General features: G+C 69.9%; 9 protein-coding genes. 3 read left to right on the forward strand and 6 right to left on the reverse strand.

What is annotated here, in order from left to right:
* Positions 1 to 281: acyclic terpene utilization AtuA family protein (locus tag G6019_RS07640; RefSeq protein WP_182627333.1), on the reverse strand; the 281-nt coding region annotated here is incomplete at its 3' end.
* A gap of 220 nt (positions 282 to 501) precedes the next feature.
* Between G6019_RS07640 and G6019_RS07645 the strand changes: the two genes are divergently transcribed.
* Positions 502 to 1,008 carry a MarR family winged helix-turn-helix transcriptional regulator gene (locus tag G6019_RS07645; protein WP_107757074.1) on the forward strand — a complete coding sequence of 169 codons (507 nt, stop codon included), beginning with the start codon at positions 502 to 504 and terminating at the stop codon, positions 1,006 to 1,008.
* Between the two features lie 116 nt (positions 1,009 to 1,124).
* Here G6019_RS07645 and G6019_RS07650 read toward each other — a convergent pair whose 3' ends face one another.
* Entirely contained in the window at positions 1,125 to 2,603 is a 1,479-nt protein-coding gene (locus tag G6019_RS07650; protein ID WP_182612102.1) for an MFS transporter, read from the reverse strand.
* 262 nt (positions 2,604 to 2,865) lie between these two features.
* Between G6019_RS07650 and G6019_RS07655 the strand changes: the two genes are divergently transcribed.
* On the forward strand, positions 2,866 to 4,164 hold the full coding sequence (locus G6019_RS07655; protein WP_182612103.1) for a cytochrome P450: 1,299 nt from the start codon (positions 2,866 to 2,868) through the stop codon (positions 4,162 to 4,164).
* A 19-nt stretch (positions 4,165 to 4,183) separates the two neighbouring features.
* Here G6019_RS07655 and G6019_RS07660 read toward each other — a convergent pair whose 3' ends face one another.
* The 4 genes from G6019_RS07660 to G6019_RS07675 all read right to left on the reverse strand — a co-directional run bounded on the left by G6019_RS07660 (position 4,184) and on the right by G6019_RS07675 (position 8,737).
* Positions 4,184 to 5,047 carry a LuxR C-terminal-related transcriptional regulator gene (locus G6019_RS07660; protein ID WP_107757077.1) on the reverse strand — a complete coding sequence of 288 codons (864 nt, stop codon included), beginning with the start codon at positions 5,045 to 5,047 and terminating at the stop codon, positions 4,184 to 4,186.
* A gap of 25 nt (positions 5,048 to 5,072) precedes the next feature.
* On the reverse strand, positions 5,073 to 5,969 hold the full coding sequence (gene mmsB / locus G6019_RS07665) for a 3-hydroxyisobutyrate dehydrogenase (protein ID WP_107757078.1): 897 nt from the start codon (positions 5,967 to 5,969) through the stop codon (positions 5,073 to 5,075).
* A 3-nt stretch (positions 5,970 to 5,972) separates the two neighbouring features.
* Positions 5,973 to 7,148, reverse strand: a complete 1,176-nt coding sequence (locus G6019_RS07670; protein ID WP_107757079.1) for an acyl-CoA dehydrogenase family protein — start codon at positions 7,146 to 7,148, stop codon at positions 5,973 to 5,975.
* Positions 7,149 to 7,210: 62 nt separating this feature from the next.
* Positions 7,211 to 8,737, reverse strand: coding sequence for a CoA-acylating methylmalonate-semialdehyde dehydrogenase (locus G6019_RS07675; RefSeq protein WP_107758176.1), 1,527 nt, complete (start codon positions 8,735 to 8,737; stop codon positions 7,211 to 7,213).
* Positions 8,738 to 9,008: 271 nt separating this feature from the next.
* Between G6019_RS07675 and G6019_RS07680 the strand changes: the two genes are divergently transcribed.
* Positions 9,009 to 10,730: an AMP-binding protein gene (locus G6019_RS07680; RefSeq protein WP_182612105.1), complete on the forward strand. Its 1,722-nt coding sequence runs from the start codon at positions 9,009 to 9,011 to the stop codon at positions 10,728 to 10,730.
* The last annotated feature ends 69 nt before the right edge of the window (positions 10,731 to 10,799 follow it).

A 10,799-nucleotide genomic window follows, 5' to 3' on the forward strand; every position in this document is an offset into this window, starting at 1 on the left:
AGCCCCTCGGGGTCGAGGGCGCCGGCGTTGGTGACGATCCGGACCCCCCCGGCGCCGAGGCGGTCGAGGCACTCGCCGATCTGGACCACCGCGGCCCGCTCGTAACCCGGCCCGCCCGCCACCCGTTGCCCGGCGAGCTCGAGCACCGCTTCGTCGGAGAGCATGTCCAGGGCGAGGACGTCGAGCGTGGCGGCGTCGAGGAACTCGGCCGTCGCGGTGGCGCGGTCACCACGTGAGGCCGAGACGTTTCCGATGCGGAGGGGGCTCTGGGTGGTCGTCATCGATCCTCGGACTCCTTGTCGGTGGACGGCGTACGCCTATCCCAGCATGCCCCCGGTCCCGGCGAGGCGAGCGTGGAACGACAGGCGCCCACGAGGATATGCGGGGTCGCCGTCCCGAAGGCCCGCCGGGCGTCCCGTCCCGCACGTCTGCCGGTCGCACGGGGACCGGGCGGATAGACTCGCCTGATCAGACGCCCGCCGTGTCCTCCAGGAGTGAGCCGTGCCCCCCAGGACCGCCCCGATCCCCGACCGCATCGACCAGGCCCGCGCCAACTGGGAACGCGAGGGATGGACCGACGCGGCCCAGGGGATGACCGTGGTGACGTCGATCATGCGCGCGCACCAGATCCTCCTGGCGAGGGTGGAGGAGACACTACGCCCGTGGAACCTCTCGTTCCCCCGCTATGAACTCCTCCGACTGCTGGCCTTCTCGAGGTCAGGCTCACTGCCCATCACCAAGGCCTCCGAGCGACTGCAGGTACACGTCACCAGCGTCACCAGCGCCATGAAGCGTCTCCTGGACGCCGGGCTGGTCGAACGCCGACCACACCCGACCGACGGACGGACGACCCTGGTGGAGATCACCGCCGAGGGTCGGCGTGTGGTCTCCGAGGCCACAGCAGCGCTCAACGCCGGGGTCTTCTCCGATCCCGGGATGGACCGGTCGGAACAGTCGGCGCTGATCGAGGCCATCTCGTCGCTCCGGCGGACCGCCGGCGACTTCTGACCAGCGGGGCCCCGGAGTAACAACACCGCGCCCGGCCCCCTCTCGGGTGGGGCCGGGCGCGGCTGTCCGGGGAGGATCCGTCGTGCGGATCCTGGACCGAACTCGTCAGACCTCGGTCACGGCATCTCGGTGGCGACGAGCCGCGAGTCGTCCGGCTCGGCGTCGGCGTGGATAACGTTCTTGCTCGACTCCGTCATGAGGAAGATGCAGATCATGGATATGATCGACAGCGCGGAGAGCATCAGGCCGACACCCAGGGTGTTGCCGGCGCCGATCATCGCGGCCGCGGCCAGCGGCGGCAACGCGCCACCGAGGATGCCGGCGAGGTTGTAGCCCAGGCCGGCACCGGTGTAGCGGTAACGGGCCTGGAACAGCTCCGGGAGCAGCGCGCCGGCCGGGCCGTAGGCGATGCCGAAGATGACCAGCGTGACGAACAGGACCAGACCGAAGGCGACGGTCGACCCGGTGTCGAGGATCGGGAAGACGACCAGTGTCCACGGGATGGCGAGCCCGACCGAGGTGCCGATGACCTTCCTCCGGCCGATCTTGTCGGAGTACATCGCCGACAACGCGATGGCGGCGCCGAAGATCAGTGCGGCGATCATGCCCATGGCCAGGACGAACGGCCGCGAGTGCCCCAGGGTGGCGGTCGCGTAGTTGGTGAGGAACGAGGTGCCCATGTAGAAGAGGGAGAACAGCGAGGTGAGCGCGCCACCCGCGATGATGATCTCCTTCCACTGGAAGCGCAGGGCATCGGCGAAGGGCAGCGTCTTGGGAGCGGTGGCCCTGTTCGCGGCCCGGTCCGCCGCCGCGGTCGCGGCGGCCTCCTTGGCCTCGCGGGCCTGGGTCTGGCGGAAGACGGGGGTCTCCTCGACGGTCAGACGGATCCACAGGCCCACCAGGACCAGGACGGCGGAGAGCAGGAACGGGATACGCCAGCCGTACTGCATGAACGGGCTGTCGAGGTCCGCGCCGCCACCGGCGACGAGGGAGAACACCAGGAACGTGCCCGAGGAGAGGAAGAAGGCGAAGGCCACGCCCAGCTGCGGCCACATGGCCATCATGCCGCGCTTACCCTCGGGTGCGTATTCGGCCGTGAGCAGGGTGGCTCCGGCCCATTCGCCGCCGACCGCGAAGCCCTGGAAGAACCTGCACACCACGAGGAGTGTCGGTGCCCAGATCCCGATGCCGCCCGAGAAGACGCCGAAGGCCCCGGTGTTGTACCCGGGCAGCAGACCGATGAACACGGTCGCCACGCCCATGATGATGAGCGTCCACACGAGGGTGTTCTTGCGGCCGATCCGGTCACCGAAGTGGCCGAAGATCGCCGCACCGACGGGCCGGGCGAAGAACGCCACGGCGAACGTCGCGAACGAGGACAGCGTCGCCGTCGCGGGGTTCTGATCGGGGAAGAACAGCGCCGGGAAGACGAGCGCGGCGGCGGTGCCGTAGATGAAGAAGTCGTACCACTCGATGGTGGTACCGATCGAGGAGGCCGCGGCGACCTTCTTCAGCGAGGTCTTCTGCTCGACCGGCGGAAGGGTGGGGGACTGCGGTGCCGCGTCCCCCGGCGGGGTGGTTCGGGACTGCGTCAAGACAACTCCAGTCGTGTCTGGCTCGCCGGGTATCGGACCTCCGGCGAGAGGGGGTGATCGCCGACGCTCTGGCGTCGATTGAGGCGAACGGTATGTGATGACCACCACACCCGATACACCCGAAAGTATGTGGGGCGTGATCCGTCCCACACCGGCGCTGACCGTGCGGACCGATCGGAGAGGGGGCGGGACCGGATGCCCCGACCTCCAGTCGGCCCTAGGGTGTGCGGCGTACCGTGCCCCCGACTGACTGGAGACACCGATGTCGCCCAACGATCACCGACGGCTCCGCGAACAGTCCCTCGACTTCCTCCGTTCCGGATACCTCTTCACCTCCCGCGTGCGGCAACGCGCGGGACTGCCCGCCGACTCGCAGACGCCGGTGCGACTGCGCCTCATGGGTCGCAAGGCCGTGCTGTTGCGCGGAGTGGAGGGTGTCCGCCACTTCTACGACTCCGACAAGGTCAAGCGCGAGGGGGCGATGCCCGCGTTCGTCCGGCTCCCGCTCTTCGGACCCGGCGCTGTCCACGGCCTGGACGGCCACGCCCACACCGTCCGGAAGAACGCGCTCGCAGACCTGGCCTACGACGACGACCGGGTGGCGCGGTTCGCCTCCCTCGTGGCGGAGGAACTCGAGCACATGCTCGGCCAGTGGACGCGCCACGGATCGGGCACCGTCTACCACGACACCACCACCGCCTACGGCCGCGCGGCCTTCCGCTGGGCCGGGCTGCCGCTGCGCCCCGAGGAGTCGGACAGGCGTGCGCGGCAGATGAGCAGACTCCTCGACACCTTCGGTCGGGTCTCGGGGAACCCCGTGGCTCAGGTGGAACGCCTCCGTCTCGACCGCTGGGCCACGTCCCTGGTGCGCAAGGTCCGGTCGGGTGCGCTACAGCCCGACCCCGACTCGGTCGTCGCGGCGATGGCCGACCTCCGGGACGAGGACGGCCGGTTGGTCGACGACCGCACCGCGGCGGTGGAACTGCAGAACCTCACCCGCCCCACCGTGGCGGTCGCCCGCTTCGCGGCGTTCGCGGCCGTCGCCCTGGCCGAGAACCCGGGGTGGCGGGACCGCATCCGCGAGGCGTCGGCGGACGCCGGCCGTCTCACCGAGGTCCCCGAGGCGGTCGCGTTCGCCCAGGAGGTGAGGCGGGTCTACCCGTTCGTCCCGATGCTGCCGGCGCTCGCGACGACGGACTTCGAGGTCCGCGGGTGCCCGGTACACAAGGGGCACCGCGTCCTTCTCGACCTCCAGGGAACGGATACGGATCCGAACCACTGGCTCGACGCGGGGACCTTCGACCCGGAACGGTTCCTCGGCGTCGACGACGCCGAGCAGCTGCAGGCCTTCATCCCCCACGGCGGCGCCGGGGTGCGCACCGGCCACCGGTGTCCCGGCGAGAAGATCGCGGTGACCGCCCTGTCCGCGACCGTCGCGGCGCTGTGCAGGCCGGGGGTGCGGATCAGCGACGACCCCGACGATCTGACGTTCCCGTGGACCACGATGCTCACCCGGCCGGCGACCGGGGTCAGGGTCGCGGTGGACCCCACCCCCGCGTGACGAGGGGCGGCTGGTCGGATCAGGGCAGGACGCCGAGGAGCCGGGCCCGGGCCACGGACTCCATCCGTGACCGTGTGCCCAGCTTCGTCCCGATGTTGCGCAGGTAGGCCTTGATCGTCTCCGGCGACAGGGACAGCCGGGCGCCGACCTCGGCATTGGAACATCCGAGCGCCACCTGCGCGAGGACGTCGATCTCCCGCGGGGACAGGACCGTCGGCGCCTGGGGGACGTCCCGGCCCTCCTCGGGCGCCCTGCCGACCCCCGCCAGGGCGGACCCCGCGGCCAGCAGCCTCTCCCGGAGGCCGGGGTCGCCCAGCTCGGCGGCGATCGCACGCAACTCGCCGTGCAGGACACGCAGACGTTCCCGGTCCGCGGACTCCAGTCCGAAGTTCTGCTCCGCGACGGCGTGATCGGCCATACGCAGTCGTCTGTCGACCTCGTCGTGGATCCTGAACTCTGAGGCCAGGTCCGCGGCGACGGAGGTGAACGTCCGGGTGACCTGGTCGCCGAACTGGGTCGCGACCCGGGCCGATCCGTAGAGGATGGTCCGCGCCACCCCCGAGACCATCACGGGGACGGAGATGATCGCCCGCAAGCCCTCGCGGTCCACCGCGTCGGCGTAGTCCCGGGTGATCCTCGAGCACTCCTCGTAGTCACGGACCGTCGCCGGTCGACCCGAGGCCAGCACATGACCACCGAGGCCACGCCCCCTGGCCACGGCCAACCCCTGCATGGAGTCGGTGCGGACCCCGATGAAGCGGTTCAGCCTGGCGGTCTCACCGGTGACCTCGCCGGCGAAGACGACCGGCACACCGGTGGTGCGACGGGCCCTGCGCAGGGCCCCCAGTACAGCGTCTGAATCCTTGGGGCGGAGGGTGGACATGGTGTTCTCCCGAGAGTGGAGGTGTTCAGCTCCGCGAGGACTCGCGGATGCTGGTGATGATGGCGCTGAAGTCCTTGCCACCGTTGTCCTGCGCGAACTCGTCGTACAGGGCCGCCGCTGCTGCTCCCAGCGGAGCGACCGTACCAGTGCTCTCCAGGGCCGCGAGCGCCAGCCCGAGATCCTTGTTCATGAGAGCCGTGGCGAAGCCGGGCGTGAAGTCGTTGTTGGCGGGCGAGGTGGGGACGGGGCCGGGGACGGGGCAGTTGGTGTGCAGCGCCCAGCTGTTGCCGGTCGCGCCGGTGACCACGTCGAAGAGGGCCTGGTGATCGAGGCCCAGTCCCTCCGCGAGCACGAACGCCTCGGCGATCGCGATCTGGTGCACGGCCAGCACCATGTTGTTGCAGACCTTGGCGGCCTGCCCGGCCCCCGCCCCTCCGCAGTGGATGACCTTGCCCGCCATGGGCTCCAGGACGGGCTGCGCGGCCGCGAACGCCTCGTCCTCCCCGCCGACCATGAACGCCAGCGTGCCGGCGGTCGCACCTTTGACGCCACCGGAGACGGGCGCGTCGACCTGGAGCATCCCGGCGTCCACCGCCTTGGCATGGACCGCACGGGCGTCGTCGACCGAGATCGTGGAGGAGTCGATGAACAGGGTCCCCTCCCCCGCCTCGCCCAGCACTTCGTCATAGGTCGAGGTCACCAGCGCACCGTTGGGCAGCATCGTGATCACCACACCTGCTCCCCTGACCGCCTCGGCGGGCGAGTCACACACGGTGACCCCGGCGGTGCGGGCCGCCTCCTGCGCCGCTTCCACCGGGTCGAACCCCCTGACGACGAATCCGGCGCCCACCAGGTTGGCGGCCATGGGTCCACCCATGTTGCCCAGCCCGAGAAACGCCACGGTCTGCGATCGGTTGTCCATGTCCTACGCTCCCAGTCCGCGCGCGGCGACGGCCCGGCCGACGACGACACGCATGATTTCGTTCGTCCCCTCCAGGATGCGGTGCACCCGGAGATCTCGCACGATCTTCTCTATTCCGTACTCGGCGAGGTATCCGTACCCGCCGAAGAGTTGCAGTGCCCGGTCCGCGATGTCGAAGCAGTGGTCGGTGACGAACAGCTTCGCCATCGCGCACTTCTCGACATGGTCCGGCTCCTTGGCGTCCAGGGCCGCGGCGGCCCGCCACAGCATGAGCCGGCTGGCCTCCAACTCCGTCGCCATCTCGGCGAGGGTGAAGCGGATCGTCGGCTCGTCGATGAGCGCACCGCCGAAGGCCTCCCGGTCCCGCACGTGGGCGACGGCCCGCGAGTACGCGTCCTGGGCCCCACCCAGGGAGCAGGCGGCGATGTTGATGCGCCCGCCGTTGAGGCCCTTCATGGCGATGGTGAACCCGAGGCCCTCTCCCCCCGTTTCGGCGCCACCGATGAGGTTCGCGGCCGGGACCCGGACACCCTCCATGATCACCTGCGCGGTCGGCTGGGCGTTCCACCCCATCTTCTGCTCGTCCGGGCCGAAGCTCAGTCCCTCGGAGTCCGCGGGGACGAGAAAAGCCGAGATCCCTTTGGGGCCGGCCTCACCGGTGCGGGCCATCACCACGTAGACGTCCGACTGACCCCCACCGGAGATGAACTGCTTGGTGCCGGTGAGGACGTACTCCGCGGACTCGCCCTCGCCCTCCTTGACCGCCTTGGTCCGCAGGGCCGCCGCGTCCGAACCGGCACCGGGCTCGGTGAGGCAGTAGCTGGCGAACAGCTCCAGCGACGCCATCCTCGGGATCCACTCGCGACGCTGCTCCTCGGTGCCGAACTCGTCGACCATCCACACGCACATGTTGTGGATGGACAGGTACGCGGCCACCGACGGGCATCCCCGGGCGAGCTGCTCGAAGATCCGGACACCGTCGAGGCGACGCATCCCGCTGCCCCCGACGTCCTCGGAGACGTAGATGGCGCCCATCCCCATCTCGGCCGCCTCGCGGAGGACGTCTTTCGGGAAATGATGGCTCGCGTCCCACTCCTGCGCCATGGGCGCGATCCGCTTGGCCGCGAAGTCGCGGGCGGTGTCGACGATGACCTTGTCGTCGTCATCCAGGGTGAACATGGGTGTTCCTCTCATACGGTGCCCGGTTGTCGCGGTGCCCGGCTATCGCGCTGCGGGACCGGTCAGTCCATCGTGGGGATGACGAACTCGGCCCCGTCCTTGATGCCCGACGGCCAGCGCTGGGTGACCGTCTTGACCTTGGAGTAGAACTTGATCGACTCGGGGCCGTGCTGGTTGAGGTCGCCGAATCCGGACTTCTTCCAGCCGCCGAAGGTGTGGTACGCGATCGGCACGGGGATCGGCACGTTGACGCCGACCATGCCCACCTGGACGTTGGACACGAACTCGCGGGCGGCGTCGCCGTCGCGGGTGAAGATGGCCACGCCGTTGCCGTACTCGTGCTCGTTGGGCAGGCGAAGGGCCTCGTCGTAGTCCTTGGCGTGGACCACGACGAGGACGGGGCCGAAGATCTCGTCCGTGTAGACGCTCATGTCGGGGGTGACCTTGTCCATGAGCGTGGGGCCGACGTAGTAGCCCCCGGAGATGTCCTCGCCGTTGAACTCGTCCGTGTAGGCACCCACACCGCGGCCGTCGATGAGGATCTCCGCGCCGGCCTTCTCGCCCTGGTCGATGTAGTCCAGCACACGGGCCTTGGACTCGGGCGTGACCAGCGGGCCGTAGTCGGCGTTCGGGTCGTGGCTGTGGCCCACCCTCAGCTCCTTGACCTTGGGCACCAGCTTCTCCAGCAGCGCCTCGGCGGTGCCCTCGCCCACGGGAACGGCGACGGAGATCGCCATGCACCGCTCACCAGCGGAGCCGAAACCGGCCCCGACCAGGGCGTCCGCGGCCTGCTCGAGGTCCGCGTCGGGCATGATGATCATGTGGTTCTTGGCGCCACCGAAGCACTGCGCGCGCTTGCCGGTGCGGGCCGCGTTCTCGTAGATGTACTGCGCGATCGGGGTCGACCCGACGAACCCGACCGCCTGGATCGTGTCGTTGTTGAGGATCGCGTCGACGGCCTCCTTGTCGCCGTGGACGACCTGGAAGATGCCGTCGGGCAGGCCCGCCTCGGTGAACAACTCGGCCAGGCGCACCGGGACCGAGGGATCGCGCTCGGAGGGCTTGAGCACGAAGGCGTTGCCGCACGCGATGGCCGGGCCCGCCTTCCACAGCGGGATCATGGCGGGGAAGTTGAACGGGGTGATCCCGGCCACGACACCGAGCGGCTGACGCATGGAGTAGACGTCCACGCCGCCCCCGGCGTTCTCGGTGTACTCACCCTTGAGCAGGTGCGGGATCCCGATCGCGAACTCGAGCACCTCGAGGCCACGCTGGATGTCTCCACGCGCGTCCGGGGTGGTCTTGCCGTGCTCGATCGCCAGCAACTCGGCGAGCTCGTCCATGTTCTGGTTGATCAGGTCGACGACGCGCATCAGCACGCGGGCGCGCTTCTGGGGGTTCTGCGCCGCCCACGACTTCTGGGCCTCGGCGGCCTTGGCGATCACGTCGTCGACCTCGGCCGTCGACGCCAACGGCACCACGGCCTGCGCCATACCCGTGCTGGGGTTGAGCACCTCGTGGGTGCGGCCACCCGTCCCGGCGACCCTCGCGCCGTTGATGTAGTGGTCGATCTGCCTGAGATCAGACATGGACATCCCTTCGTCGTGAGGCCGCGGTCCGTCGTGTCCGCGCGGCTCTTCTCCCGTGATGGCCATCACCCTATACTTGCATCTCCTAGTAATCCAGGGGCGGGTGTCCGGCCACCCCCCGACCCTCCCCTTTCGGGTGTACCGCGACCCTGGCGCGCGCCCATACTGTGAGCTGACTCACGTGCCGTGCGCGCCTTCACCCGTGCCCACGGCCGCCCGTGCCCGGTTCCCTCCGCGCCGTCCCACCCGTGCCCGCCCGTCAGGAGACTCAATGGCCCCGCTCGACACCGACGCCACCACCCGCTTCCGCGCCGCACGCGACTTCCTGCAGGCCACCGCGGAGGACTACGACGCCGCCCGGGCGGGCTTCGCCTGGCCCGAACTCGACGAGTGGAACTGGGCCCTGAACTGGTTCGACGTCGAGGCCGAGGGGAACAGCGACCCCGCACTGTGGATCGTCGAGGAGCACGACGGCGGCGGCGCCCCCACCGAGGCCAAGTACTCCTTCGACGAGATGCGCGTCCGCTCGGACCGCACCGCCAACTGGCTGCGCGAGCGCGGTGTCGAGCCCGGGGACCGGGTCCTGCTCATGCTCGCCAACCAGGTGGAACTGTGGGACGTCATGCTCGCCGTGATCAAACTCGGCGCCGTCGTCATCCCCGCCACCACCCTGTTGGCGGAGGGCGACCTCCGCGACCGCATCGCCCGCGGCGGGATCAAGCACGTGATCGCCCGCGACGAGCTCGCCGACCGGTTCACCACCATCGCCGGCGACTACCAGCGCATCTCGGTGGGCGGCGCCCCCGAGGGCTGGACCGACCTCGCCGCCGCGATGGACGCGTCCCCCGATTTCGAGCCCAGCCACACCACCCGTGCCGACGACACCCTGCTGCTGTACTTCACCTCCGGGACCACCAGCAAGCCCAAGCTCGTCGAGCACACGCACGCCTCCTACCCCGCCGGCCACCTGTCGACCATGTACTGGATCGGCCTGCAGCCCGGCGACGTCCACCTCAACGTGTCCTCCCCCGGGTGGGCCAAGCACGCCTGGTCCAACGTCTTCACCCCGTGGATCGCCGGATCATGCGTGTTCATCTACAACTACTCCCGCTTCGACGCCACCGCGATGATGCGGGAGATGGACCGCTGCGGCGTGACGAGCCTGTGCTGCCCGCCCACCGTGTGGCGCATGCTCATCCAGGCCGACCTCACCCAGTTGATGGTCCCACCGCGGCTGGCCGTGGGCGCCGGTGAGCCGCTCAACCCCGAGGTGATCGGCCGGGTCCGCGACGCGTGGGGGGTGACCATCCGCGACGGCTTCGGCCAGACCGAGACCACCGTGCAGATCGCCAACACGCCGGGGCAACCCATCAAGGACGGGTCCATGGGCCGGCCCTGCCCCGGCTTCGACGTGGTGCTGGTCGATCCGGCCACCGGGCAGGAGGTCGCCGGCGAGGGCGCCGAGGGCGAGATCTGCCTGCGTCTGGACCCCCGCCCGCTCGGCCTGATGGTCGGCTACCACGGCGACGCCGAACGAACCGATGCCGCCTACGCGGACGGCTTCTATCACACCGGCGACGTGGGGTCGCGCGACTCCGAGGGCTATATCACCTATGTGGGCCGGACCGATGACGTGTTCAAGTCCTCCGACTACCGGATCTCGCCGTTCGAGCTGGAGTCCGTCCTGCTGGAACACCCGGCGGTGGCCGAGGCCGCGGTCGTCCCCTCCCCCGACCCCGTGCGCCTCAGCGTGCCGAAGGCGTTCGTCGTCCTGGCCGGCGGCTGGGAGCCGACCGAAGACACCGCCCGCCAGATCTTCGACTACTCCCGCACCCACCTGGCCGGCTACAAGAGGGTCCGGCGGTTGCAGTTCACCGACCTGCCCAAGACCATCTCGGGCAAGATCCGCCGCGTCGAGCTGCGCAGGGGCGAGAGCGAGAACGGTCCGTCGGTGGACTTCCCCGGCGAGTTCCGCGAAGAGTCGCTGCGCTGACGGCCGGCCCCCGGTCTGTGGGGGCGCCGCTGCGGTCCGTGCCAGCCGGGTCGGCGCGGGCGCGGTCCG

Source organism: Dietzia sp. DQ12-76 (assembly GCF_014145045.1).
Lineage (GTDB): Bacteria > Actinomycetota > Actinomycetes > Mycobacteriales > Mycobacteriaceae > Dietzia.

Excerpts from the sequence above, each read along its gene's own strand:
- G6019_RS07655 (WP_182612103.1), top strand. The coding sequence starts at position 2,866 with ATGTCGCCCAACGATCACCGACGGCTCCGCGAACAGTCCCTCGACTTC.
- G6019_RS07660 (WP_107757077.1), bottom strand. The coding sequence starts at position 5,047 with ATGTCCACCCTCCGCCCCAAGGATTCAGACGCTGTACTGGGGGCCCTG.
- mmsB (WP_107757078.1), bottom strand. The coding sequence starts at position 5,969 with ATGGACAACCGATCGCAGACCGTGGCGTTTCTCGGGCTGGGCAACATG.
- G6019_RS07670 (WP_107757079.1), bottom strand. The coding sequence starts at position 7,148 with ATGTTCACCCTGGATGACGACGACAAGGTCATCGTCGACACCGCCCGC.
- G6019_RS07675 (WP_107758176.1), bottom strand. The coding sequence starts at position 8,737 with ATGTCTGATCTCAGGCAGATCGACCACTACATCAACGGCGCGAGGGTC.
- G6019_RS07680 (WP_182612105.1), top strand. The coding sequence starts at position 9,009 with ATGGCCCCGCTCGACACCGACGCCACCACCCGCTTCCGCGCCGCACGC.